The organism is Neobacillus sp. DZ-9 (assembly GCF_059587065.1).
This window is the reverse complement of the sequence record NZ_JCAIOL010000001.1, coordinates 33,379-59,585: the sequence shown is the minus strand read 5'-3', so window position 1 is coordinate 59,585 and position 26,207 is coordinate 33,379. Positions and strand designations below refer to the sequence as shown.

Here is a 26,207-nt window from a genome sequence, read left to right as displayed (position 1 = left end):
TTTAAAGCTATCAATTTATAGATAATTATATATTATACATTATATCAAAAAGTATTTATCATATTGGTTATGTTAAAAAATTAAAGATATTAGGGGGAAATATGAAGGGGATAAATTTAGTATTAAAAGACTTAAAATCGATGTGGCATCACAAGCATGGCAGAATTGCGTTAATTTTTCTTCTCATCGTGCCATTAATTTATTCCGGCTTCTTTATCGCTGGATATTGGAATCCATATGGTCGTTTAGACCAGCTTCCAGTAGCTGTAGTGAATTTAGATAAAGGTGGAATGATGGATAGCAAACCCATTGATGCTGGAAAAGAATTTGTTAACAATCTAAGAGAAAACAGGGATTTGAACTTCCAGTTTGTATCTGAAAAGAAGGCAAATCACGGACTTAAAGATGGAGATTACTATATGGTCCTGACGATTCCGAAGGATTTTTCACAAAAAGTTAGTACATTAATGGATGAACATCCTAAACCTGCCAAACTAATGTATAAAACGAATCCTGGTAAAAACTTTGTTGCCTCACAAATTAGCACAACCGCAACAGAAAAAATGAAAACAAAAATTGCGGGCAGCATCACAAAATCCTATGCAGATGGTGTGTTTACAAAATTCCAAGAGCTAGCACATGGATTAAGTGCTGCCGGTGAAGGGGCAAACGAATTATATCAAGGTACTAGCGATGCCAAAAATGGAATGGTTACACTTTCGGATGGAATTGAGCGTTTCAATGATGGCTCTAAACAACTCAAAGAAGGAAGCAGTAAACTTTCCAGCGGTCAGCAAAAATTGGGGCAAGGGATAGAAAGAATTCAGGACAGTACTCAACAATTGGCCATCGGATTGACGAAGCTAACAGATGGACATGCCTCATTAGAAGCTGGTGCGGCTCATTTACTTGATGGTACAAATACCTGGTCTGATGGAAATAAGAAGCAGGCTCAAGGACTTGTACAAACGAAAAGCACAGCCGATAACCTTAAAACAATGCTGGAAAAGTACATGCAAAATCACCCTGAAGCAGCAGATGACCCAGATTTCCAGCAAATCATCGGATCAGCCAACGGTTTAGCCCAAGCATCAGACACACTTAACACTGGGCAAACTCAACTAGCGGCAGGTGCTGAAGAAATTGCCCAAGGAGCATCCAAGCTTAATGATGGAATGAAGCAATTTGGTCCAAAAATGCAGGAAGCTGCTGATGGTGCTAAACAAATTTCCGATGGAACGGTTCAATTTGCGAGTGGATTTACTCAATGGGGGAAAGGCTTCTCAACCTTAAAACAAGGGATAAACGATTTAGAAGAAGGCGGTTCTCGGTTAGGTGATGGTTCCAATCAATTGCTTAACGGCCTCGGCAAATTAACAGCTGGTTCGAATGAGTTATCCTCTAAATTAACCGATGCAGCGAAGAAGACTTCGACTGTGCACAATAATGACCAATTAACATCAATGTTCTCAGAGCCTGTTACATTGGTAGAATCAGAATTATCCAATGTTCCAAATTACGGTATAGGGATTACTCCTTATTTTCTTTCGCTTGCTTTTTATGTGGGAGGAATCATGGCCGCAAATATTCTGCCATTAGGGCGCAGGCAAGATCTAAAGGTTAATGGAACTGTACACTTTATCAATAAACTTGCCCTTAAGTACTCAATTGGGCTAGTCCAAGCCATCATTGTTGATTTGGTCATTTTATTTGGATTTAAAGTACATGTGGCGAGCATCCCGATGTTTATCTTATCAAGTATCATTGTTTCCTTTACTTTCATGACCTTTATTTTAATGCTGGTGACGTTATTTGGAGTAGCAGGAAAGTTCCTGGCTGTCACATTTTTAGTGCTTCAGCTGGCCACATGCGGCGGTACTTTCCCTGGTGAATTGGGTAACCCTGTTCTTAGTAAGATAGGAACTGTTCTGCCTATGGCACACTCTTTAAGGGGCTTCCAGGATGTCATTACATTAGGGGATTGGTCACAGCTCGGGCACCAAATTATGATCTTAATCTTTTATTTAGTAATTGCTGGAGGTGTTACTTGGGTAACAAGCCTGGTGCAGCATTCAAAATCTACAGTCGATACCGCACATTAAAAATATCAAAACAAGTAGAAAAGCAGTGCGATTTCACAACAGAAATCGCACTGCTTTGAAAATCTGCATCCTTACTTGTTGCCGAAATCTCCAGAAAATTGTTTTACCACTGCGTGTACTTCCTCTAATTTTTCTGGTTTTAATAGGCTAATCATCTTGGGGATAAACTGTTGAATATCATCTTGTGAAAAAGTGCCTTCATTTTGTTTCCTGAAGTTTTCTGTAAGTATTTCTTTTGCTTCATCCTCTTTTCCCTCTTGCACTCTTTGTAAAATAAAATTTAAAAACATTTCCTGTCCTTGCTTGTCCATATCTTTTGCCTCCTAAATAATTCAAATGATGTCACTTTTTCTTTTGATTCTCGAGATCGGAATCCGATTCAACAAATAGTCTAAGTGCGCTAAGCTTATTTTGCCAAAATAGTTCAAAATATTGGAGCCAATCTTTTAGTTCAAATAGTGGTTCAGGTTCTAACTTATACCTTGTTTCTCTGCCGACCTTCCTCTCCTTAACCAGCCCGGCATCCGCTAATACTTTTAGATGCTTGGAGACTGCTGTCCGGCTAATGGGATAATGTTCACTGATAGCTGTAACAGGCAATTCTTGATTGCTTAAAAGTTTTAATAAGCTCCGGCGGGTTGGATCAGCAATGGCCTGAAAGACATCATGCTTTGCTGAAGAAGCAGCCATTTACGCCTCAACATATCCTTGCAGCTTTTTAACAAGTCCTGACCAGCCTTGGTTCATGTTTTCGCGAACTGGTGCATGTGGTGCACCGAATTCAGTCGCTTTGTTTGCATCCCAGCCGCCATGGATTAAGGTAAACTCTGTTTTTCCGTCAAGTTCTTTTAATTCAAATGTTAAAGTCCAATCTTTCCCCCAATTAAAGGAAAGTCGGTTAGGTGGATCGACTTCTGTGACTTTACAAGGTGACATTCCGAACTGGCCCGCATTTATATGAAATTCATGGCCTTCGACAGGTTCCATATCATTGGGCATGAACCATGCTGCAAGACCTTCTGATGTTGCTATTGCATCCCATACCTTTTTAATTGGAGCATTATAAACCAACGTATACTTTATATCCTCTAATGTTTGTTGTGTCTCATTTCCCATTTGGTAATCCTCCTCTACTCTCTCTTTTTCAATATGAAACCATTTGGTTTCACATCAAGATAATATAACACCATTTGGTTTCACGTCAAGCAATATTTTAGAAAAAAAAGGGACTCTACATTGTAAAGTCACCTTTTTGGCTTCTTTTCATTCAAATAAAGGGATCATAGGTTTAACTACCTTGATTACTATATATTTTGATGTTTATTGAGATTTGACAGCTTTTATGTGACCGATTTCCTTATTGAGACGAGCTTTGAGTTACGTAAACCGCTTTTACGTGACCCGTTTCATTTCTGAGCCGAGTTTTGGGTCACGTAAACCGCTTTTACGTGACTGGTTTCCCTTCCGAGACGAGCTTTGGGTCACGTAGACCGATTCTACGTGACCCATTTCCTTTCTAAGACGAATTTTGGGTCATGTAGACCGCTTCTATGGAGCCTCATATCTTTCCGACCCACGTTTTGGGTTACGTTGGCCATTTCTCACAAGACAGGTTTCCTTCTATCTTTCTACTGAACAATATTCTTCCCGTAAAAGATTTCGTCCATTTCTAGCTTTAATCTTTGCGTTATTTCAATGTGTTCATCTGGGGATAGCTTATCTTTTGTGTAACCAAATAAATAGTTATTTAAATCAAATTCACGCAGTTTGCATTTCGTATGAAAAATATTTTCCTGATAGACATTTACATCAATCATATCGAACAATTCTCCTACATCATCAGGAATGTAATTTTGGATCGAGCTGATTTCATGGTCGATAAATAGCTTGTGTCCCGTTTTATCTCTTGTAAAGCCGCGAACACGGTAATCGATCGTCATAACGTCTGTCTCAAACGCGCGAATAAGATAATGCAGTGCCTTAAGCGGGGATATTTCGCCGCAGGTTGAAACATCAATATCGGCCCTAAATGTACTTATTCCTTCATCGGGATGAAATTCAGGGTATGTATGAACAGTAATATGGCTCTTATCTAATTGCATCACCACAGATTCAGGAAGCGGCCCAGGAGATTCCTCAAACGATTCTTCTGGTGCATTTGATACCGGCCCTTCCGATACAAGAAGGGTTACACTTGCGCCTGCTGGCTCAAAATCCTGGCTGGCAACATTTAAAACATGTGCTCCAATAATATCGGAAACATGCTTCAATATATTTTGCAATCTATCCGCACTATATTGCTCATCAATATACTTTAGATACGCCTCACGCTCTTCCCGGGTTCTCGTATAACAAATATCATACATATTAAAACTTAGCGATTTAGTAAGGTTATTAAAGCCGTGTAATTCAAGTGCCTGCTCATGCGTCAATTTCATGAACCCTGTCCCCCTAAGATAAAAAGGTAATTATCGCAAGTAAATATTATTAATTTACCCATAGTTCCTTTTTTTATGGAAAACTAATATTGCATGGTAAAAGATACTAATTTTCCTCATAATTCTCAGATTCTAGTGGAAAATAATTGAAGATGAGGTGAAAGAATGAAAAAATATTTTTGGATTTTAATTGTATTCATTTTGCTCATTCCGAATATGGTACAAGCTGCACCAATTGAAAACAACATCAATGTTGCTTTCTTTAGAGATGGATTTGTTTGGGTGAAAATGAATGGTAAGGAAACAAAAATTACTAAAGAACCATCCGTGCATTCCTATCAGCCTCAATGGTCCTATGATGGGAAATGGATTTTGTATCAAATTGAGCCTAGGAAAAAGCCAAACGCTAACGCGGATTCGCATTCTGAAATATGGGTTTATAATGTCGACACGAAAAAGCATATCCAAATTACGCGTGACGGGACTAATCCAAAGTGGTCTCCAGTCGAAAATATTGTTGCCTTCAAAAGCGGGTGGGTTTTAAACGTCTCGAACCTTGAACATTTTTATAACATTGCTTTAGGTGTTGGGGATTATAATTGGTACCCTGATGGAAAATCCTTCATTACAGCCTCAAGTGCTTCCTTAAGACCGGATGGATGGACAAATCCGATTCTTTTTAAAATTGGACTCGAAAAGGATTTAGCTAAAATGACAAGCTTTACTAAAAACGTGAAGCAGTTATTTACCATTCCCAATGAACTAAAAAAAGGAAATGTTAACATGGTAGCTACTGATGCCTGGAATTTTCATTTTTCCCCTGATGGTAACTGGGTTTCCTTTATTGTTAGTCCCCCGACTGCATCATGGGCAATGGACAGCAATATGGTTTGTGTTATTGGTACTGACGGACATAATTTTGCGGTTTTAGATGAAACCATAAATGAGGGCTATTCTCCAGAATGGGCATACTCCCAAAACTTATTAGGATATATTGCCGGCGGCGGGAGAATTGTCTTAGGCTTTAAGAATAAAGATATGAAAATTACCGAAATGCCTGTTTTTAAATCGACGACCCTTACACCAGCTCATTTTGCAGAGATGGGCTTTGCCTGGAAGGATGACAATTCACTTTATGTTTCTAGGGTTAAAGAAACGGATTGGTCCAATGATGAAAAAAATCGGCCGGATCCTTCTTTATTTTTAATAAAAATAAAAGAACAAACTCAAACTCAAATAACACACCCTCCAAAGGACTTTGGTGACTATCAACCACAATATATTCCCGCCGCAAACAAATTAACCTGGCTGCGAAAAAGGGATATTGCTGACTTTCATAAGCAGGATTTATGGATTTCCGATTATAATGGTCAAAATGAAAAATTGTGGATTAAAAATATTCAGGCGTATGATTTTTTTGCAGAAAAGAATTAACAAAAAAGCAGCCAATTGGCTGCTTTTTCACTTTACTTGATAGTCTTTTAATAATTCTACTTCCTCATCCGTCAATTCCCTGTATTCGCCAAGCTCAAGTGATTCGTCCAATGCAAGCGGCCCCATTGAAATCCGCTGAAGATAGACGACTTTTTTTCCGACCGCTTGGAACATTCTTTTTACTTGATGGAATTTTCCTTCGGTGATGGTCAACTCAATATCCGAACGAATTCCCGATTTTAAGATTTTCAATTCGCCTGGTTTTGTTTCATAACCGTCATCCAATGTGACTCCTTCGGCAAATGCCTCCACATCTTCCTCCGTTACTTCCCTATCGATGACAGCAAAATAGGTTTTGGGGACATGCTTTTTAGGAGAAAGCAATCGATGCGCCAATTGCCCGTCATTTGTAATTAACAGTAATCCCTCTGTATCCTTATCCAGCCTGCCAACAGGAAATGGCTCATAAACTTGGTCTTCAAGCTCCAATAAGTCGATAACTGTTTCACCCTGATTATCCTCTGTTGCCGATAAAACTCCTGGAGGCTTGTTCATCATTAAATAAATAAACTCTTTATATTCAATGGCTTCACCGTTTAAGGTTACCGTTTGTGTGTTGGGGTCAACATGCTGTTTAGCATCCTTCACAATCGCATCGTCCACCTTAACGGCACCGCTTTTTAAAAGCTGTTTGACTTCTTTCCGGCTCCCAAAACCGAGATTAGCCAGCATTTTGTCAATTCTCAAGGGTTTTCCTCCTTCCTGGTAATTTTAATTTTGTCATTAATCGATCTATCCGGTCACCAAATAGGCGCCTTGCAAGTCCTGATTTTAGCCCCAGGTAAAAATAGATTCCAGCCCCTACACCAGCACTAATTAGGATGATTAAGACGGATTGTACCTTTGAAGCAGGTGAAAGGAATAACAATAATAATTTATACACGATTTCCGTACCTACCCACATCATTCCCGCGAAGAGAATAATTAACAAGCTTCTTCTCCAAACAAGGCGGAATGGATAGCGGGCGAACAATTTAATAACGATTAAATTAATGATAATTGCAGCGGTATAGCCTAAGGTTGTCGCTAAAACCGCTCCTTTTGTTTCCATCATTTTTATCAAAGGGATATTTAAGGTTAATTTTATTAATAAGCCAACCAGCAGACTTAAAATGGTATAGCGCTGCTCATTAATTCCCTGTAGAATTGCGGCTGTTACAGAATATAGAGAAAAGAGAATGGCCACTGGTGCATAGGCCCTTAAAACTCCTGCCCCAAGCAAATCATGCTGATAGAATGCCGTGTAAACCGGTTCTGCTAATAAAGATAACCCAATAGCTGCCGGCAAAGTTAAAAATAATAGGACCTGAAAGGTTTGGTTAAGCTGGTGGTTTAGGCTATTTTTATCTCCTTCAATGAAAGACTTTGTTATACTTGGTACAAGTGTTAAAGAAAAGGCAGTCGCAAGTGATACCGGTATGATAACGATTTTATGTGATTCAAAATTCAAAATGGAGAAAAAGGATTCCGCTAATTTTGGATCCTTCCCTATTTCTGCCATTGCTTTACTAAAGGTGAATTGGTCAATGGCTTGAAATAACGGATTGGCAATTCCTACCAATACAAATGGAAAGGCCGAGATAAAGATTTCTTTATATATTTCTTTAATAGAAATATCCATCGTGCCTTTGTCATGTGTAAGCAACTCATCTAAATACGGCTTTCTTTTGTACCAATACCAAAATAAAACCAGCAGTCCTCCGATTGCCCCGATAAACGCAGCAAACGTAGCTACACTAACAGCCGTAACCATTTTTCCATTAAACATATGCAATACAACATATGCGCCCAGCAGAGTAAATGTAATTCGGACAATTTGCTCCACCACTTGTGAAAGAGCAGATGGCCCCATCGATTGATGACCTTGAAAATAGCCGCGGATTAAACTCATAAACGGGACAACTATCAAGGCAAAACTCACTGCACGCATGACGGTTGTAACCTCTGATAAATTCGCCTTTTTATCGCCGCTAATGCTCATTTCCGCTAATGTCGGTGATGCAAAATACATGACTAAGAATGCAAATAAACCGGTTAATAACATAATCATTAGCCCTGATTTGAATAATTTCCGGCCGACCGCATATTCCTCCAGGGCATTATATTTTGAAATAAACTTTGAAACAGCCAGCGGGACGCCTGCTGTTGCGACACTTATAAAAATGGTGTATGGAACATAGGAAAATTGATAAAGGGTCGTCCCTGACCTACCGACTATTTGAAAGAATGGAATAACGTAAATTAATCCAAGAATTTTCGATAGTATTGTTCCAAAGGTTAAAATAAATGTTCCTCTTAAAAGCTTAGATTGCATAGAATCCCTTCCTACCCGAAGAAATACGTGCGCTTTTTCACATAAAAAATTCGACTTTTTTTGCACACTATTAGTAGTTTACAACTCTTTTCCCTCTGATGCTACTAACAACCAAGTTAAATTTGTGAAAAATCGTTTATTTTCACCATGAAATGTTTATAATGAGGTGAATCTATTTAAAGTTGGTGCAATTATGGAATTTGATGTCATTGTCATTGGCGGCGGCCCTTCTGGTTTAATGGCAGCCATTGCTGCCGGTGAAAAAGGAGCTAAGGTGCTGTTAATTGATAAAGGGGACAAGCTTGGAAGAAAGCTGGCGATTTCCGGCGGCGGACGCTGTAATGTAACCAATCGCCTGCCCGTAGAAGAAATCATTAAGCACTTGCCTGGAAACGGGAAGTTTTTGTATAGTGCTTTCTCTATTTTCAATAATGAAGATATTATTAAGTTCTTTGAAGGATTAGGAATCGCATTAAAGGAAGAAGATCACGGACGGATGTTCCCAGTATCTGATAAAGCACAATCTGTCGTTGACGCTTTGTTAACTCAATTGGAAAAGCTGCGGGTGAAGGTTTTTAAAAATAGCCCTGTAGCAGATGTTTTGTATGAAAATGGTCATGTTTCTGGAGTATTGTTAAAGGACGGACAAAAAATTGGGACAAAATCCATCGTCATTGCTGTTGGCGGCAAGTCTGTTCCCCATACAGGATCAACTGGAGATGGCTATGCCTGGGCGGAAAAAGCAGGACATACGATTACCGAACTGTTTCCAACGGAAGTCCCGGTCACGTCGAGTGAACCATTTATTCGGGATAAATCGCTGCAAGGTCTTTCTTTAAGAGACATTGACCTTAGTGTGTTAAATCCAAAAGGGAAGCCGCTTATTTCTCACCGGATGGATATGATTTTTACCCATTTTGGAATCAGCGGTCCCGCTGTACTCCGCTGCAGTCAGTTTGTCGTAAAAGCTTTGAAAAAATGGAACCTGAAAGAAGTAACGATGAGCCTTGATGCCCTTCCGGATAAAAAGGAAGAGGAGCTTTTCCAAGAAATTTTGAAGCTTGTAAAAACGGAACCTAAGAAAAGTATCAAGAACACTTTAAAAGGACTGCTTCCGGAGCGATATCTCCTTTTTCTATTAGAGCAAAACGGAATTGAAGCTACGGAGCAAGGAGGCACGATTTCCAATGAAAAATTCCGCAGTTTTTCTAAAAGCTGCAAGCAATTTATGATTAAAGTTAATGGAACACTTCCTCTAGAAAAAGCTTTCGTAACGGGAGGCGGCGTTTCCGTGAAAGAAATCGAACCCCAGACTATGGGCTCAAAATTCATGAGTGGCCTTTATTTTTGCGGTGAAATACTTGATATTCATGGTTACACTGGCGGATATAATATCACCTCTGCTCTTGTTACTGGAAGATTGGCTGGAATCAACTCTGCTATAGATGCCAAAAAGGCCTGATGTCAAAAATCAGGCCTTATATATGATCATTGCTGAAAAACAATAAATTTGTTCTTCCTCTTCTTCCTCAGTCATCGCTGCCACATTATATTTAATATCTAATAGACTCTTTTCATCCAACCCTCGTAAAAAATGATTCATTTCCTTTTCTAAATCCTTTTCATGCTCGCGATCAAACAATTTGACCTGTATCATGGTCCTCTCCCTTTCTTTTTTTCTATTATTATCACCATTTTTCTGAATTTTAAAAATTAATCTTTTAGAAAAATTAAGTTTATTTTAAGTTTGGGCTTGTAAATTATTTTCTAGAAAGACATTTTCAAGTTTGAAAGGAGCATTAGAAATGGATAAAAAACAAAAAATCTCTTGGGGAGTTAGCTTTGGCAGCCTGGCCTTAGTCGCTGGGATGGTTTCTTATCTTGGATTATCCAATGGAGATAAAGCTAATAATCAAGTGGCAATAAATCAAGGGCAACCCTCTAACAATAATTCTAATCAACAAACTCAGGACAATTCTAATTTCGGGCAGCAACCAGAACAAGGCAGTTCGTGGGGAGGAGATAGTCAAGTTAATCAAAACGATCAAGGAACTACTGATAATTTTGGCAGCGATAATCAATTTGGCAATAGCAACGGGCAAGATCAATTTTCAAATGGCGGCGGTCCTGGATTTGGACATCATGGCGGCTTTGATACAACAACAGGTGGAACCTAATGTATAACTATCAATTTAACTCCATGAGTACGGTCGTAAAGATTTCGATAAGCTGTGAGCTGTTTGCAAATGATATGATGCCGGTTTACAAATTGTTTGAAGGTGTAGAGGATACCTGCAGCCGTTTCAAAGGGGATAGTGAGCTTTCACTCCTTAACCAACAAATCGGAAAAGAGGTTGCCATTTCGGCAGACATGTTTTCAATTTTAACCTTGGCTGAGAGCTTTTATAAAGAAACGGATGGAATTTTTAATCCAGGTGTTTTAACGACCCTCGAAAGCAGCGGTTATTCAAAATCTATTGAAATCATTAGAGGGCAAAAGCTAGAAATAGCTTCCCCCTTAGCGATTGCTGCTATAAATCCATTTACTTTATATGAGAGTTTGCAGTCGGTCATGCTTCATACCAAAATCGACCTTGGAGGGATTGCCAAGGGCTGGGTAATTGACAAGGCTGCAAATCTTTTAGCAAAAATGGGCTTTGGGTTTATCAATGTTGGCGGCGATATTCGCATTTTTGGTTCCTTGCCAAGGGAGTTGAACATTGGGATTGAGAATCCATTTGAAAATACAAAAATCATTTCTTCGATCCAGGTAAAAGATGGAGCGCTGGCAACGTCAACTTCCATGAAAAGAAAGTGGATGCTAAATGGTAGACAGGCACATCACTTAATAGATTCCCGTACCGGAAAGCCTTCTGAAAGCGGAATTGTATCGGCAACTGTTACGGCTCCAACTGCCCTGGAAGCTGATGTTTGGGCCAAAACTGCCCTGTTATTAGGTGCAGATAAAGGACAAGATTGGTTAGAGAGAAAAGGGTGCTTATCCGTATTGATTAATAAAGACGGAGAGATTTGGAAAGAAGGCATACAGGATGGAAATGTTTGAATGGTATATAATTAGAGCTACGGGTACTGTAGCCTACTTATTATTATACTTGTCGGTGCTCATTGGACTTTACTCTCAGGTTCAAAAAAAGCGCAAACGTAATGTAACCATTCCGTTGGTTTTGCATGAATCCCTGGCAAATTGGGCGCTGTTTCTTACCCTCGGCCATGTTGGTTTCCTGTTGATTGATACTTATATATCTTTTAATTGGGTTGAAGTATTGATTCCTTTTAATACTGACTATAAGCCTCTGCCAATGGCGTTGGGGATCTTCTCCTTATATTTCTTGATCATGACGATAGTCACCTCAAAAATGAGGAAAAAGATTGGCTATCAAAAATGGCGGAAATTACATGCGCTTAATCCGATTCTATATTTATTCGTTACGATTCATGGCCTATTTATTGGAACGGATTTTCAGGCAGTGGTAATTGCAGCTGTTAACATTATTCCTGCTATACTTATAGCTTTAATGGTGCAAAAGAGTAAACCAAAACTTGAGGTTTCTCCATAAAGGCAATAAAAAACCGATTCCCTAAAGGAATCGGTTATTTTGTTTCACCTGTCCAGTTCAGCATTCCGCCAACCATATTGCGGACTTTGTAGCCCTGGTCTTGCAAATAATGGCAAACATTCCCACTACGACCGCTAGAACGGCAGATAAAAATATATTCTTTGTCCTTGTCAAAATAGTCGAGGTTCGCAGGTATGTCTCCCATGCGAATATGCTTTGCACCTGGAATCATTCCAAAAGCTACCTCATCATCTTCTCTTACATCGACAAGCTCCAGTATTTCCCCAGCTTTTAGCTTCTTCTGTAACTCCTCAGGTGTAATTGTTTGAATTTCTTCCATCCCACTCATCCTTTCAGTAAAACATCCCCCCTAAAGAAGGAGGATGCTTAATAGTATTAGTTTGCTACAATATTAACTAGTTTGCCCGGAACAGTAATAACTTTTCGAACTGTTTTTCCTTCGATTTGTTCCTTCACTCGGTCATCATCCATGGCGATTCCTTCTAATGCCTCTTTACTTGCATCAGTTGGCACCATAAGTTTCGTTTTCACCTTACCGTTAACTTGAATGACAATTTCAACTTCCTCGTCAACTAGCTTAGCTTCATCATATGCTGGCCATGCTTCATAGGAAATCGTTCCGCTGTGGCCAAGTTTTTCCCATAGCTCTTCAGCAACATGCGGACTAACCGGTGCAAGCATTTTGACGAATCCTTCAACATAATTTTCAGGTAGAACTGATGATTTATAAGCTTCATTAATAAATACCATCATTTGTGAAATTGCAGTATTAAATCTTAATCCTTCATAATCCTCGGTAACCTTTTTCACTGTTTGATGGTAGACCTTTTCCAAATTCGATACTTCTACATCCGGCTGAATTTTTGGACTTAACTCCCCATTTTCCTCTACGAATAATCGCCAGATTCGATCTAGGAAGCGGCGGGAACCATCTAACCCATTTGTCGACCATGCAATCGATGCATCAAGAGGTCCCATAAACATTTCATACAAGCGAAGTGTATCTGCACCGTGACTGTCGATGATATCATCCGGATTGACAACATTTCCTTTTGATTTACTCATTTTTTCATTGCCTTCGCCTAGGATCATTCCTTGGTTGAATAACTTTTGGAATGGCTCTTTTGTTGGAACCACACCGATATCATACAGGAATTTATGCCAGAAACGGGCATATAACAAGTGAAGAACGGCATGCTCAGCTCCGCCAATGTAAATATCAACTGGTAACCAATGATTTAGTTTTTCTGGTGAAGCAAGGGCCTCACTATTTTTTGGATCAATATAACGTAAATAGTACCAGCAGCTGCCAGCCCATTGTGGCATTGTATTGGTTTCGCGGCGGCCTTTTTTGCCTGTTTCCGGATCGACGACAGTTACCCATTCAGCAATATTAGCAAGTGGTGATTCACCTGTTCCTGATGGTTTGATATCCTTCGTTGTTGGTAATGTCAATGGAAGCTGTTCTTCCGGTACCGCTGTCATTGTGCCATCTTCCCAATGAATAATTGGAATCGGCTCGCCCCAGTAACGCTGACGGCTAAATAACCAATCACGTAACCGGTAAGTAACCTTTTTCGTACCGATACCTTTTTCTTCCAACCAGGTAATCATTTTAGAAATCGCGTCTTCTTTATTTAAACCATTTAAGAATTCGGAGTTAATGTGATCACCATCGCCTGTATAGGCTTCTTTTTCAATATCGCCGCCTGCTACAACCGCTTTAATTGGTAATGCAAATTCTCTAGCAAATTCATAGTCACGCTCATCGTGTGCTGGCACCGCCATAATGGCCCCTGTTCCGTAGCTAGCCAATACATAATCGGCAATCCATATTGGCATTTTTTCGCCATTCGCAGGGTTGATTGCGTAAGCACCAGTAAATACGCCAGTTTTCTCTTTCGCAAGGTCTGTACGTTCAAGGTCGCTTTTTAACTTTACCTTATCTAAGTAAGCGTCAACGGCTGAACGCTGCTCAAAAGTTGTAATTTTATCTACAAAAGAATGTTCAGGAGCAAGCACCGCATAGGTGGCACCAAAAAGCGTATCCGGACGCGTTGTGAATACTGTGAAGGTTTCCTCGTGCCCATCAATGGCAAATGTTACTTCCGCACCTTCAGATCGTCCGATCCAATTGCGCTGCATTTCTTTTAAACTTTCCGGCCAATCAAGCTCTTCAAGGTCTTCAAGTAAACGGTCGCCGTATGCTGTAATTTTAAGCATCCACTGCTTCATCGGACGACGTTCAACCGGATGACCGCCGCGTTCACTTTTACCATCGATGACTTCTTCATTCGCAAGGACAGTTCCAAGTGCCGGGCACCAGTTCACCGCTACCTCATCGATATAAGCTAGACCTTTTTCCCAAAGCTTTAAGAAAATCCATTGTGTCCATTTATAATATTCTGGATCTGTTGTATTTACTTCACGATCCCAATCGTAAGAGAAACCTAATGCTTTAATTTGTCTGCGGAAAGTGTTGATATTTTTCTCGGTAAACTCAGCCGGGTCGTTCCCGGTATCAAGGGCATATTGCTCTGCCGGAAGGCCGAATGCGTCCCAGCCCATTGGGTGAAGAACGTTGTATCCTTGCATCCGCTTCATTCGTGAAAGAATGTCGGTTGCTGTATAGCCTTCTGGATGCCCCACATGTAGGCCGGCTCCTGATGGATATGGAAACATATCTAAAGCGTAAAATTTACGCTTATCATATTCTTCGCTTGTTTTAAAAGTCTTTTCTTCTTCCCATTTCTTTTGCCACTTCTTTTCGATATGCTGATGATCGAAACTCATTTTCTGTTCCTCCTTAAAGTAAAAGCGGAAGCGCCTTGACCAGCCCCGACAAGCATAAGACGAGCCGCCGGGAAGGTTTGCTTTTTAACCTTCTCGGGCGGATTCGGCTTATACCAAAGAGGTGCTAGGCGCTGTAGCTGGATAAAAAAATAAAAAACCCCTCATCCCAAAAAGGGACGAGAGGATTGTGTATGTATCTTCCCGCGGTACCACCCACATTAGTGTTTAAAACACTCGCTTCATTATCCTTAACGCGGTAAACGGCAAGCATTACTTTAGATTCATGCTTGCGACTCATAGGCGAGTTCATGATTTACCCGGTTGACTTTCACCAGCCGTCAACTCTCTTAGTGCGGATAGGGACCATTACTACTCCTAATCACTGTTTTTCCAATATAAAAGTATTACGGTTATTGTATTAAATTTCCCATCAATTTGCAAGTAAACCTGCTGCCTAATTTCATAATGGACAACAAATTTCCCATTTAAACCTCTAAACCTGACGTCCACCACACGTGGACAAATCATTAAATTTGTCCACGGACGGTGCCTGACACCCTTAGGTTCCGGTCGTATAATAGGGTCGTGACGATTGCAATGAGGAATAATCCAATTAAAACGGTAAATAAGGCTGACATGCTATATAAATCTACAAGCATGCCTCCTAACAACGGGCCAATCATTCTTCCTCCAGTTGCGGTGCTATTGACGATTCCTTGGTAGAAGCCTTCCCTGCCCTTTGGTGCCAGACTGAAGGCAACCGTTGGGACGGCAGGCCAAATGAACATTTCACCAATTGTTAAGATTATCATAGCAACTAGAAATCCTGAAAAGGCGCTGACATTCCCTGCAACAATAAATGAGATAATAAAAATGCCAATTCCAATAAGTATTTGAAGCTTTAAAGATGAAGAAAGATATTTCATTACCCCATTCAAAAGCGGTTGACCTAGAACAATAATCGCTCCGTTAATTGTCCATAAGAAACTGTATTGCGTTAAGGTTATATTGATTTCCTGCGTGTAGGAGGCAATTGTGGTCGTCCACTGAACATATGCTACCCAGCATAGTAAATAGCCTAAGCAAAGAATCATTAATGCCTGAAGATTTGCCTTGGATTTTATTCCTTTTTCTGCTTTTGCTTTATTTTCTTGTTTCTCCGAATCTGCTAAAATACCTTTATATCCGAAAACGGCAATAAGCAGGAAGATCACATACATAACCATATTGGCAAGAAAAATAAGCTGAAATGAGTAATCTGCAACCAGTCCTCCTAATGCTGCTCCTACTGCTACGCCAAGATTTTGCGCGACATAAAGGGCATTAAATGACTTTCTCCCGCCCTCTTTCCATACTGAGCCTGCCATCGCATACATGGAGGGAAAAATAATCCCTGTTCCAAAGCCAACAATTGTTAGAAAAACAACATATTCTGGCCAGGCATGCCAAAAGGTTAATCCGACAAGGGCTGCAAGTGAAATAAAAATTCCTAGAAGAATAGATTTATAGCCGCCAATTTTATCAAATAAATGGCCGCCGTATAAATTTCCGATGACATTTGCCCCTGCATTCAACATCAGAACAATTCCAGCAACCGATAAGGATTTTCCTAAATGATCGTGAATATAGATGGTATTTAAAGGCCATAAAAAAGAAGAGCCGATTACATTCACTGCCATCCCGATAATTAAAAGCCATAAGGCACGTGGCATGAAAATACGCTCCTTTATCATAAAATTATTTCGATATCCTTGGTAATTTTAGACCTTTTTATATTTATGTGCAATCTTTTTCTTTAAACAATAATCGTTAGGCAATGATTTCGCGTGTTTTTGAATTAATTTCGCGAAACTCTTAATTATATCCGTCTTCCGAGATAAAAATTCCTCAAATTGACACCTCACTAATCTCTTGACAAAATAAAAAAGAAAACACTGTATCTATACAAGAAACAGTGTTTCAAAAATGATCTTATTCTCAGGCTTTTTCCAATATCATCCTTGTTCCTTCTTGGCGGGACGAATACGGATTCTAAAGGAAGGAGTCTATTTTTTTATTGGCGTCGCCGGTACAATCGGTGCTTGTGCAGGGAAGTAGGCATTTACCGCTTTATCTTTTTTCTTATCATTTTCTTTTTCTTCTAAGACTGCTTTTTTCACTTTTTCAATTTCCTTATCAAGCTCTTCCATATTGACGCCTTTTTTCACTAGTTCTTCCGTCGTTAAGCGGATTGCTTTGTTGGACTGCTCAATTGAAATCCTTAGTGAATCCATCGATCCTTGCGGGTTGTGGAAGCCGGCAGAGTTTTCAGCTGCAACGATATCCCAGTACCATTGACCCTGGCGTACATATTCTTGAGCTTGTTTTATTTTATCTTTGTTTACACCAGACGTAATCATTTTGTTTACATAATAGTGTGAGGTGGTTGAAACTTCTTGAGCTTCATGTAAGGCACTTACGTTTGCTTCTTGAATTTCAAGAACGCGGTCTTTTAGTTTATCCAAATCACGATCACCGTGGCACTGTCCGCAAGAAGTTTGCATGGTTTTAAGTGGTGATGTCCACCAGTGTGAGGTTATTTTTCTTTTTCCATCTACCCGCTCATATGGCATATGACAATCAGCGCAGGATACATTTGCTTTTCCGTGTGTTCCTGACATATGGGTTTCATACTCAGGATGCTGCGATTTTAACATAGGGGTTCCGGAGATATTGCTAATCCAGTCTTTTTCAAACCCATTCTGTTTGGCAATAGTATTATAGTATTCATACATGTCCTCTGGTTTAAAGCCCTTCGTCCACGGAAAAGTAACTTCGCTGTTTTTTGCAGAAAAATAATACTCAACATGGCACTGACCACAAACGTAGCTGCGCATTTCATTCTTCGTTGGGTTAGAAACATCAACACCCTGTGCTTTTAGCGCTTTAAAAAAGCTTGGCCGCGTTACACGTAAATCCATTGTTTTGGGATCATGACAGTCAGAGCAGCCTATTGGTGAGTGACCCAAGGCTTCACCTTTTGGCCAAATTTCCTTGTTAAAATTTGCTCCCCAATAGTGGTCACCCATTTCTTCAATCATTTTTGGCACTGCTGTTGATTTACATGTATAACAAGATCCAACAGATTTATCGGTAATCCGTTTAATGCTGCGAATATCTTCTAGTGCATAAGTATGGCCGCGTTCTTCATTGTACTCCGTTGCAAATCCATATCCGTTAAATAGGATTGGCAGCAGAGGCTCTTTATCTGCTTCATATTTGCTTCGTTTTTCAGAGCCTCCGTAGGTGGTGTCTTCCATTTTTTCATTTTTCTTATAGCTGTTATATTGAAGCGGGAATAGTTTTTTAAACGCCTCATTACTAATTTCGTCTTCAGATAGGCCCGTTGTCTTTTGACCTGCTGCAGCGGCTGTTTTCTCACCGGAATCATGACCACACCCGGATATGATCAATACCATTGCGACCAGGAAAAGATATGCCCCATATCTTAACCTTCCCATTTTTAAAATCCTCCCTTTTTCTCTAATAACTCTCCTGATTTAGGCGGCTCTTTATAATGATCATCCTTAAAGCCTTTTCCATGCGGTACGGTTTTGTGACAGGAAACACAGCTATCCTTAGCATCATGTGATACGTTCGTAATCGTACTTTTGTGGCAGGAGATACAGTTTTCATTAATGACTTTCATTGTTCTGTCTGCCGCATGAATGACGTCAGGAATGTCCTCTGTGCCTAAGGAGTTGTAGTACACATGTGTCATCCCAGCCCGACCCTTGAAAAAAAGCTTTTTAGCTATATTCTCGTGGGGAAGATGGCAGTCATTACACGACAATTTCGCGTGGGTTGAGTCCATGAATGAAGTATAAACCGATTGCATCGTGTGACAGTTTTGACAAAAGCCCGGTGAATCTGTGTAGGCCATGGTTTTTACTGTTACCAGCGATAAAAATACTCCGCCTAACAGAGCCATAACAACTAAGAGCTTTTTGTCGATTTTAAGAAGTTTTTTAATCATCTCTTCACCTCCCATTAAGATCTTTTTCTCTTTTTATAGTTAAAGTACCTTAATACCTTAATCCTAATTTGACAACTAAAAATGCGAGCGGTTAATAGATGTGGATAATTTGTGAACAAATTCACATAAAATTTGAATAAATATGCTAGTAAACAATCGTTTATCTAGAAAAAAGTGGAAGTTTTGGAATTAAGTATTTTCATCCAATATCTTATTTAAACCATTTAAAAACATCTCAATCTGTGACCTGCATCACACATTAAATGGGAGATGTTTCTAAAATGTGAACAGGGTTTTTATCCTATTTTGAAGGTGATTTTAATGAGAAATTGATGTCACATGTGATTTTTAGCACTTTTGAAAGTAATTTGATGCAGAAAAAAAGATCCCTCAAAGAAAAAAAATGAGGGATCTTGCCATTTTTATTATGACGATTGTCTTATTCTTGATGCATTTTCGATTTTACTGGCTGGCCGCCTGAATTTTCATATTGCTTTTTAGCCTGCTTTACGACATCAACATCTTGTCCGAATTCAATATCTTGATTATTGATACCATTTCGTGTTTTTTGTTCGGGGTTTTGTTGTTTTGAACGTTTTTTCAAAAAGTTTCCCTCCCTTAATTCCCTTGCAGGATCAAATTGTTTTGAAGCTGTTGAATTTGCAGCCTCATTCTGTGAAGCTGCTCCCGCTGCTGGGAATTTGCACTGTGGGCCATTGTTGCAATATCTTGGTAGGTTTCTTCAAGCGTTTGTAAGGCTTTAGTGTAATCGTCGTTATTATAATGCTCTTGAAGGCTGCTTTCCTTGTATTGATCCTGGGCATATCGAATAGCATCCTCACATTGCTGCATTAATGTCTCCATGGATTCACGAGTTGCCATCTTTAGAACCCCCTTCTTCTCTTTAGAAGCACACTGCTTCATTTCTTATTCTGTTCTCCATTCGCTTTCCTATGACAATGAACGATTTGATAAATGTTGGGAATTCTACTGTGATAAACTCAATGGATAAGCTTTTCACTTCATGTTAAAATCAAAGTTATGCAAACTTTTTTAAACTTGAATGTTGATTTGCACTCCATCAACATTATTTCAAAATAAAGGAGGTTTTCTGATGCTTCAGACTAAACCTTTTCCATATGCATCTGATAATAAACGTTATCATACTTGGAATTATCACCTTCGAAATCAATTTGGTCATAAGGTATTTAAAGTCGCGTTAGATGGTGGCTTTGACTGTCCTAACCGTGATGGCACGGTCGCCCATGGCGGCTGCACCTTTTGCAGTGCTGCAGGTTCCGGAGATTTTGCCGGGAACCGTGTCGAGCCACTTGAAACACAATTCAACAAAATTAAAGATAAAATGCATACAAAATGGAAGGATGGCAAATATGTGGCCTACTTTCAGGCCTATACTAATACTCATGCTCCTATTGAGGTACTGCGAGAAAAGTTCGAGACTGTGTTAAAGCAAGAAAACGTAGTAGGTCTCTCGATTGCTACCCGTCCCGATTGTCTCCCTGATGATGTTGTCGAATATTTAGCGGAATTAAACGAACGAACCTATTTATGGGTTGAGTTAGGCTTACAGACGGTTCATGAACGTACGGCTTTACTGATCAACCGGGCACATGATTTTCAATGCTATGTAGATGGTGTCAATAAGCTAAGGAAACATGGTATTCGCATTTGTTCGCATTTAATTAATGGTTTGCCGCTAGAGACGTATGACATGATGATGGAAACGTCGCGGGAAGTTGCCAAATTAGATGTACAGGGAATTAAAATTCACTTGCTTCATCTTTTAAAAGGCACTCCAATGGTGAAACAATATGAAAAGGGCATGCTCGAGTTTCTTTCGCAAGAAGACTATGTAAATTTAGTTTGCGATCAATTAGAAATTTTACCGCCGGAAATGATTGTCCATCGAATTACAGGTGATGGACCAATTGACTTAATGGTTGGTCCGATGTGGAGCGTAAACAAATGGGAAGTATTAAACTCGATTGATGCGGAACTAAAACGCCGGGAAAGTTGGCAAGGTAAATTTTATCAAGGGGTTTAAATCGATGAAAATGGAACGAATTCTTCCGTATGCAAAAAGCTTACTTAAAAAAGCTATTCAAACCGGCGATGTTGTCGTGGATGCTACTTTAGGAAATGGACATGATACGTTATTTTTAGCCGATTTGGTTGGTGAAACCGGTAAAGTGTTTGGATTTGATGTTCAAGAGGCGGCTATCCATGTCAGCAATGAACACCTAAGCGCACACGGAATGTCAGAGCGTGTAACCCTCTTTCATGGAGGTCATGAGCATTTATTTGAAAAAATACCAACGGTTTATCATGGAAAAATTACCGGGGCCATTTTTAACCTAGGTTATCTCCCTGGCAGTGATAAATCAATTGTGACCCAGCCAGAAACGACTATTGCTGCCATTGAGCAATTAATGAAGATTATGGCACCTGAAGGAATCATTGTTCTTGTTATCTATCACGGTCACGAGAAAGGGGCCGTTGAACGGGATTCCCTACTTCAATATTGCCAAGAAATAGACCAAAAAACAGCACATGTCCTTCAGTATCAATTCATCAATCAACTGAATAACCCGCCGTTTATTGTTGCAATTGAAAAAAGGTAAAAACCAGGCCACGCCTGGTTTTTTATTTAATCATAAGTCTAGTTACAAAGGATGGCACCGATTTTTGCAGTGAACGGTAGGCAAGTCCATTGAAATAAAAGAAATAACTTATCCATCCGCCAGATTTGATAATTCCTTTTGCCAGTTTACGTACATTTTTCTGTTTTCGGACTTTCGAATCAGATAAATATATCCCCAATAGGCCGCGATTAATTAGCTGATGGAATTTTTTATGGGGAAGGAATTCCGTATGTCTGTCAGCCTCCGTAACAAAATGCTTTAACCGCTTAAAAAGCGTTTCTTCGCTTTCATAATAAGAACAAAAGTTCAAATCGCCTCCGGCAACGTCCTCCTCTTGGTCGATAAAATAATCCAAAAGGATATGCAAGCCTTGAATATAGGGAAAATAACCCTTTCGAATGTTTTCGGCGTCACTAGCCTGAAAATCTTCCCTCATCGCATAAGAAATCAGACAAAATATCCCTAATGTTGAACCAGAACAGGCAGAGAATTCATACCATTCCATTGGCGGCAATTGATTTTGATGGCGATGAAACCAATTTTCAAGACGCGGCACTCGTTCATCTTTCGCAACATGTTTATGAATTTGCAGATCACAATAATATTGGCACAGTTCAAGCAGATAATCCTTTATCAATTCATAATGTGGAACATCTCTTAAAATATCGCGGCAGGCTTCTGATAAATCATTCAAATAGTTATCATCATCCTGATCCTCGCGAAGCCGGTAATAATTTTTCTTTTCCGCATCTAATATAAGTGCATCGCGCATTGATTCATGAAGGGCCGCAAAATCATCGGGATCTAGTGAGGTGCTTCGGTCACATAGATTATCAAGATAGTCACTAATCGTTTGATAAGCAACAATAAACTTGATTGCTTTTTTATAATGCTCACCTGAAGTGATAGCTAGAATACTTCCTCCCTCACAATGAAAGGTTTTATGCTCAATACTAGCTAGAGCCTGAGTTCTTAATTCAGGGTTCGGAATTTTTTCAGCTCGGCTTTTCCAATAAGCCAATTCTTTGTGTACGGCTGGAAGTATTTTTCGATAAACCCTGGACATAAGGGTGATTGGCTTCATGGAATACGACAACCCTTTCTATACAATATAACCAATTGCTTTTAATTGACTAATAACAAAATCCTTAGCGTATTCAAATACCTCTTCACGCTCAGGTTCATTAAAAATTTCATGGTAGTATTTTGGCCATTCTTTAAACCTTTTTTCTGATAATGGGACATGATTGAACCATTCCTTAACGGTTCCTTTCTTGACAATTTTGTCATCCCCGCCTTGCATAAGAAGCATCGGAATATCTTGAGTTTGTTCAAGCTTATGGAATGCCTCCTTCATAGCCGCAGCAAGTTCACGATACCATCTTATCGAAACCTTTGTCACATAAAGAGTATCATTGGAATCAGCTTCCCGTACGTCTGCATTTCTCGTCGCCATGTGAACGGTTAAACCTGAATTAACCCTGAAAGAAGGGAATACGACATTTAACCCATGTGAAACAAACTCTAAAAATTTTGAAGGTGTATTTACAAGGCCTAAGCATGGTGATGATAGAATAACCCCTGCAATATTTAATCTTTCTTCCTGCAGAAGACGGATTGAGATCAGTCCCCCCATACTATGGCCCAGTATAAACACTGGTAAATTATAGCGGTAGGCTGCCTGTACCCAATCCTTCACTTCAATTATGTAATCATCGAAGGAATCGATATGACCGCGGTTGGCTCGTGTTGTCATACCTTGCCCAGGAAGGTCAGCCATAATGACATGAAAGCCTGAAGAACGCCACATCTCAATCAGCCACCCGTACCTGCGATGGTGCTCCATTGCCCCGTGTACCATCACAATGACCGCTTTTGCATCCCCTTCTGCTTCCCACTTCCACATACTTTTATATCCCCCTAAAATAGTTGAAAATAATAAAAAACTTTAGCTTTGAAAAAGGCTCCCAATCTTCGCTACAATAGAACTATCATCAAGGCTATTTTCGCAAAGATTGTTGTTTTTCGTATAGGTTCATCAACCCGTATAACATGATTCTTTCGTGGCATCTTTTCGTATGAATATTTGCGAAGAATTGCCTAGAAACTTTGTAAATGACCCTAAATAAGTTCTAAAAGCAATAAAGTTTACGAAAAAGAGCCATTATCAAAAAAGGAGCTACTAGTATGATTTATCCCTTTAAAGATAAGTATCCGTTAATTGCCGAATCGGCCTTTATCGCAGATTATGTCACGATTACAGGCGATGTTGAAATTGGCGAAGAATCCAGCGTTTGGTTTAATTCCGTCATTAGAGGCGATGTTGCCCCGACAAAGATTGGCAATAAAGTAAATATCCAAGATAATTCTATCTTACACCAAAGTCCCAATAACCCGCTAATTTTAGAAGATGAAGTAACGATTGGGCATCAGGTGATTCTTCACAGCTGTATCATCAGAAAACGGGCCTTAATCGGAATGGGGTCCATCGTTTTGGACCAAGCTGAAATTGGTGAAGGGGCCTTTATAGGGGCCGGAAGCCTTGTCCCGCAAGGAAAAAAAATTCCCCCTAATACATTAGCATTCGGCAGGCCGGCTAAAGTTATTAGAGAATTAACTCCAGAGGATATAGATGATATGGAAAGAATCACAAGAGAATATGCTGAGAAAGCGCAATATTATAAGTCCTTACAATCATAATAAGAAAAGCGGAAGCGCCTTGCTCAGGGGCGACAAGCATAAGACGAGCCGGCGGAAAGGTTGCTTTTTAACCTTTTCGACGGATTGGCTTATGACCTCGAGCCCCTAGGCGCTGAAGCTAGACATAAAAAATGCACCCAAATATTTCGGGTGCATTTTTTATAGTTAGTTTTTCAGTGTTTCAAGAGCTTTTGCTGCGGCATATTCACGCTGAAAAGAATAAACGTCTTCGACATATACTTGATGCCATACCATAAACATAAGCACTGTCCAGATTTTCCGGCTGTTATCAGCTTTGCCTTGGCAATGGTCCTCAAGCAGTCTTAACACATATTGTTTATTAATTAAGTGTTCTGTATTGCTTTCGCGAATGATTTTCTTTGCCCAATCATTCATTTCGTTCTTTAACCAGTGACGGATTGGCACTGGGAAGCCAAGCTTTTTACGATTCAGTACATGTTCTGGAACAACGCCCTCAGCTGCTTTACGTAAAATATACTTCGTTGTACCATTAGCTGTTTTTAAGCTTGTTGGAATTTTTGAAGCCACTTCAAATACAGCTTTATCAAGGAATGGAACACGCAGCTCCAGCGAATGTGCCATCGTCATTTTATCAGCCTTTAATAAAATATCTCCACGCATCCATGTATGAATATCGATGTATTGCATTCTGTCAACAGGATCATAGCCTCTGGATTCTTCGTAAAGAGGTTTTGTAATGTCTGTATAGTTTAATCCTTGACGGTACACATTTAAAAGTTCCCGTTTTTCCTCTTCCGTGAACATTTTGGCATTTCCGATATAGCGTTCTTCCATTGGTGTCACGCCGCGTTCGATAAAACTTTTGCCTTTCGTGCCTTCGGGCATCATATTAGCGATCCCTTTTAATAGCACCTTACCGACTCTCGGAATTTTATTAAATACCTCTAACGATTGCGGTTCGCGGTAAATATTGTATCCGCCGAACAACTCATCTGCACCTTCACCTGAAAGTACAACCGTAACATGCTTCCGCGCTTCGCGAGCTACAAAGTATAACGGTACGCAGGCAGGGTCTGCAAGTGGATCATCCATATGCCACATGATTTTTGGAACTTCATTCATATATTCCTCTGGAGTAATCACATAGCTGATATTTTCCACGCCCAGCTTTTCGGCTGTCTCTTTGGCAACATCAATTTCACTAAACCCATTATGCTCAAAGCCTACTGAGAAGGTTTTGATAGCAGGATGAAATTGCTTGGCGATGGACGCAATTATTGAAGAATCGATTCCGCCGGAAAGGAAGGAGCCGACTGGAACATCGCTTCGCATATGCTTCTCGACTGAATCAAATAGGATGTCACGAATTTCTTTGACGAAATCATTTTCTGATTTCTGAACTGGCTTAAAATGGGCCTTCCAATAACGCTTCATTTCCATTTTAGAGCCGATTTTCTTTGTAAAATAATGTCCGGGCTCGAGCTTGTTAATTCCGTCTGACAGGGTGTTTGGCTCAGGGACAAATTGATAGGTTAAATAATGCTGTAAGGAATCATAATTTAGCACATCGTTTTCTAATGCAAGGAGAATACTTTTTTTCTCGGAAGCAAAGAACGTTCTTTCGCCGTCTTCAAAATAGAAGAACGGTTTGATTCCAAACGGGTCGCGTGCCCCGTAAAGCGATTGCTCTTGTTTATCCCAAATGACAAAGGCAAACATGCCGCGCAGCTTTTCCACTGCTTTTTCCTTCAAGTGGCTGTAAAGAGCGATAATAACCTCTGTGTCTGAACTTGTAGCAAATTTTAAGCCCTCATTGAGAAGCTCTTCACGAAGCTCTACATAGTTATAGATCTCGCCGTTAAAAATGATCCAATAGCGCTCATTTTCATAGGTCAGCGGCTGGTGCCCTGATTCAATATCAATAATACTCAAGCGGCGGAAGCCAAATTGAATATGGTCATCATAATAAAAACCATCATCATCAGGCCCACGATGGGTTATAATATCGTTCATATTTTTAAATTGTTGTTTTTCTACATCACTATAGCTTTGTGTTTTGTCGTGTACACAACCGATAAAACCACACATTATGTACCTCACCTACTCC

At 39.8% G+C, this 26,207-nt stretch carries 26 protein-coding genes and 1 other annotated feature; of the genes, 9 read left to right on the top strand and 17 right to left on the bottom strand.

Annotation, left to right across the window (positions count from 1 at the left end; all coding sequences use genetic code 11):
* The first annotated feature begins 101 nt into the window (after positions 1-101).
* Entirely contained in the window at positions 102-2,102 is a 2,001-nt protein-coding gene (locus tag AC59HZ_RS00310; RefSeq protein ID WP_496543939.1) for a YhgE/Pip family protein, read from the top strand.
* A gap of 71 nt (positions 2,103-2,173) precedes the next feature.
* Here AC59HZ_RS00310 and AC59HZ_RS00305 read toward each other — a convergent pair whose 3' ends face one another.
* The 4 genes from AC59HZ_RS00305 to speD all read right to left on the bottom strand — a co-directional run bounded on the left by AC59HZ_RS00305 (position 2,174) and on the right by speD (position 4,540).
* Positions 2,174-2,413 carry a hypothetical protein gene (locus AC59HZ_RS00305; RefSeq protein WP_496543938.1) on the bottom strand — a complete coding sequence of 80 codons (240 nt, stop codon included), beginning with the start codon at positions 2,411-2,413 and terminating at the stop codon, positions 2,174-2,176.
* 31 nt (positions 2,414-2,444) lie between these two features.
* Positions 2,445-2,792: an ArsR/SmtB family transcription factor gene (locus AC59HZ_RS00300; protein ID WP_496543937.1), complete on the bottom strand. Its 348-nt coding sequence runs from the start codon at positions 2,790-2,792 to the stop codon at positions 2,445-2,447.
* The gene (locus AC59HZ_RS00295) at positions 2,793-3,218 is read right to left on the bottom strand and encodes an SRPBCC family protein (protein WP_496543936.1); all 426 of its coding nucleotides are present in this window, start codon (positions 3,216-3,218) and stop codon (positions 2,793-2,795) included.
* Positions 3,219-3,730: 512 nt separating this feature from the next.
* Positions 3,731-4,540 (bottom strand): adenosylmethionine decarboxylase, encoded by an 810-nt coding sequence (gene speD / locus AC59HZ_RS00290; protein WP_496543935.1) that lies wholly within the window; start codon positions 4,538-4,540, stop codon positions 3,731-3,733.
* A gap of 165 nt (positions 4,541-4,705) precedes the next feature.
* Between speD and AC59HZ_RS00285 the strand changes: the two genes are divergently transcribed.
* The gene (locus AC59HZ_RS00285; RefSeq protein ID WP_496543934.1) at positions 4,706-5,974 is read left to right on the top strand and encodes a TolB family protein; all 1,269 of its coding nucleotides are present in this window, start codon (positions 4,706-4,708) and stop codon (positions 5,972-5,974) included.
* 27 nt (positions 5,975-6,001) lie between these two features.
* Here AC59HZ_RS00285 and AC59HZ_RS00280 read toward each other — a convergent pair whose 3' ends face one another.
* On the bottom strand, positions 6,002-6,721 hold the full coding sequence (locus AC59HZ_RS00280; RefSeq protein WP_496543933.1) for a pseudouridine synthase: 720 nt from the start codon (positions 6,719-6,721) through the stop codon (positions 6,002-6,004).
* On the bottom strand, positions 6,711-8,348 hold the full coding sequence (locus AC59HZ_RS00275; RefSeq protein WP_496543932.1) for a putative polysaccharide biosynthesis protein: 1,638 nt from the start codon (positions 8,346-8,348) through the stop codon (positions 6,711-6,713). The genes AC59HZ_RS00280 and AC59HZ_RS00275 overlap by 11 nt, the downstream gene beginning before the upstream one ends.
* A 193-nt stretch (positions 8,349-8,541) precedes the next feature.
* Here AC59HZ_RS00275 and AC59HZ_RS00270 point away from each other — a divergent pair, with 193 nt between their 5' ends.
* Complete coding sequence (locus tag AC59HZ_RS00270; protein WP_496544625.1) at positions 8,542-9,810, top strand: BaiN/RdsA family NAD(P)/FAD-dependent oxidoreductase; 1,269 nt, start codon at positions 8,542-8,544, stop codon at positions 9,808-9,810.
* A 9-nt stretch (positions 9,811-9,819) separates the two neighbouring features.
* Here the strand turns inward: AC59HZ_RS00270 and AC59HZ_RS00265 are convergent, their stop codons facing one another.
* Positions 9,820-10,005, bottom strand: coding sequence for a sporulation protein Cse60 (locus AC59HZ_RS00265; protein ID WP_223595723.1), 186 nt, complete (start codon positions 10,003-10,005; stop codon positions 9,820-9,822).
* A gap of 148 nt (positions 10,006-10,153) precedes the next feature.
* On the opposite strand from AC59HZ_RS00265, the gene AC59HZ_RS00260 reads away from it, so the two are divergent.
* The 3 genes from AC59HZ_RS00260 to AC59HZ_RS00250 are packed head-to-tail and all read left to right on the top strand — an operon-like array spanning position 10,154 to position 11,926.
* Positions 10,154-10,525 (top strand): hypothetical protein, encoded by a 372-nt coding sequence (locus AC59HZ_RS00260; RefSeq protein ID WP_496543931.1) that lies wholly within the window; start codon positions 10,154-10,156, stop codon positions 10,523-10,525.
* The gene (locus AC59HZ_RS00255; RefSeq protein WP_496543930.1) at positions 10,525-11,412 is read left to right on the top strand and encodes an FAD:protein FMN transferase; all 888 of its coding nucleotides are present in this window, start codon (positions 10,525-10,527) and stop codon (positions 11,410-11,412) included. Before AC59HZ_RS00260 ends, AC59HZ_RS00255 begins: the two co-directional genes overlap by 1 nt.
* Complete coding sequence (locus tag AC59HZ_RS00250; RefSeq protein WP_496543929.1) at positions 11,399-11,926, top strand: ferric reductase-like transmembrane domain-containing protein; 528 nt, start codon at positions 11,399-11,401, stop codon at positions 11,924-11,926. Before AC59HZ_RS00255 ends, AC59HZ_RS00250 begins: the two co-directional genes overlap by 14 nt.
* Positions 11,927-11,960: 34 nt before the next feature.
* Here the strand turns inward: AC59HZ_RS00250 and AC59HZ_RS00245 are convergent, their stop codons facing one another.
* The 7 genes from AC59HZ_RS00245 to AC59HZ_RS00215 all read right to left on the bottom strand — a co-directional run bounded on the left by AC59HZ_RS00245 (position 11,961) and on the right by AC59HZ_RS00215 (position 19,637).
* Positions 11,961-12,266 carry a rhodanese-like domain-containing protein gene (locus AC59HZ_RS00245; RefSeq protein WP_496543928.1) on the bottom strand — a complete coding sequence of 102 codons (306 nt, stop codon included), beginning with the start codon at positions 12,264-12,266 and terminating at the stop codon, positions 11,961-11,963.
* 56 nt (positions 12,267-12,322) lie between these two features.
* A complete protein-coding gene (leuS, locus tag AC59HZ_RS00240) occupies positions 12,323-14,740 on the bottom strand; it encodes a leucine--tRNA ligase (RefSeq protein WP_496543927.1) in 2,418 nt (805 codons plus the stop codon).
* 169 nt (positions 14,741-14,909) lie between these two features.
* Positions 14,910-15,132: a binding site (T-box leader), on the bottom strand.
* A 135-nt stretch (positions 15,133-15,267) separates the two neighbouring features.
* Positions 15,268-16,452 (bottom strand): MDR family MFS transporter, encoded by a 1,185-nt coding sequence (locus AC59HZ_RS00235; protein ID WP_496543926.1) that lies wholly within the window; start codon positions 16,450-16,452, stop codon positions 15,268-15,270.
* Between the two features lie 333 nt (positions 16,453-16,785).
* Positions 16,786-18,240 (bottom strand): ammonia-forming cytochrome c nitrite reductase subunit c552, encoded by a 1,455-nt coding sequence (locus AC59HZ_RS00230; protein WP_496543925.1) that lies wholly within the window; start codon positions 18,238-18,240, stop codon positions 16,786-16,788.
* Between the two features lie 2 nt (positions 18,241-18,242).
* Positions 18,243-18,755, bottom strand: coding sequence for a NapC/NirT family cytochrome c (locus AC59HZ_RS00225; protein WP_430067077.1), 513 nt, complete (start codon positions 18,753-18,755; stop codon positions 18,243-18,245).
* Between the two features lie 439 nt (positions 18,756-19,194).
* Positions 19,195-19,359 (bottom strand): glycogen biosynthesis protein GlgD, encoded by a 165-nt coding sequence (locus AC59HZ_RS00220; protein ID WP_496543924.1) that lies wholly within the window; start codon positions 19,357-19,359, stop codon positions 19,195-19,197.
* 14 nt (positions 19,360-19,373) lie between these two features.
* The gene (locus AC59HZ_RS00215; protein WP_496543923.1) at positions 19,374-19,637 is read right to left on the bottom strand and encodes a YtzC family protein; all 264 of its coding nucleotides are present in this window, start codon (positions 19,635-19,637) and stop codon (positions 19,374-19,376) included.
* Between the two features lie 232 nt (positions 19,638-19,869).
* Between AC59HZ_RS00215 and mnmL the strand changes: the two genes are divergently transcribed.
* Together mnmL and mnmM are read left to right on the top strand one after the other, a co-directional pair.
* Positions 19,870-20,820, top strand: coding sequence for a tRNA modification radical SAM protein MnmL/YtqA (mnmL, locus tag AC59HZ_RS00210; RefSeq protein WP_496543922.1), 951 nt, complete (start codon positions 19,870-19,872; stop codon positions 20,818-20,820).
* Positions 20,821-20,824: 4 nt separating this feature from the next.
* A complete protein-coding gene (gene mnmM / locus AC59HZ_RS00205; protein WP_496543921.1) occupies positions 20,825-21,397 on the top strand; it encodes a tRNA 5-(aminomethyl)-2-thiouridylate-methyltransferase MnmM in 573 nt (190 codons plus the stop codon).
* A gap of 22 nt (positions 21,398-21,419) precedes the next feature.
* Here mnmM and tbcS read toward each other — a convergent pair whose 3' ends face one another.
* Entirely contained in the window at positions 21,420-22,514 is a 1,095-nt protein-coding gene (gene tbcS / locus AC59HZ_RS00200; RefSeq protein ID WP_496543920.1) for a tetraprenyl-beta-curcumene synthase, read from the bottom strand.
* 6 nt (positions 22,515-22,520) lie between these two features.
* Positions 22,521-23,324: an alpha/beta hydrolase gene (locus AC59HZ_RS00195; protein WP_496543919.1), complete on the bottom strand. Its 804-nt coding sequence runs from the start codon at positions 23,322-23,324 to the stop codon at positions 22,521-22,523.
* A 281-nt stretch (positions 23,325-23,605) separates the two neighbouring features.
* Here AC59HZ_RS00195 and AC59HZ_RS00190 point away from each other — a divergent pair, with 281 nt between their 5' ends.
* Positions 23,606-24,118 carry a gamma carbonic anhydrase gene (locus tag AC59HZ_RS00190; protein WP_496543918.1) on the top strand — a complete coding sequence of 171 codons (513 nt, stop codon included), beginning with the start codon at positions 23,606-23,608 and terminating at the stop codon, positions 24,116-24,118.
* Positions 24,119-24,283: 165 nt separating this feature from the next.
* On the opposite strand, the gene asnB is transcribed toward AC59HZ_RS00190, so the two are convergent.
* Positions 24,284-26,188 (bottom strand): asparagine synthase (glutamine-hydrolyzing), encoded by a 1,905-nt coding sequence (gene asnB, locus AC59HZ_RS00185; RefSeq protein ID WP_496543917.1) that lies wholly within the window; start codon positions 26,186-26,188, stop codon positions 24,284-24,286.
* Positions 26,189-26,207 lie beyond the last annotated feature (19 nt).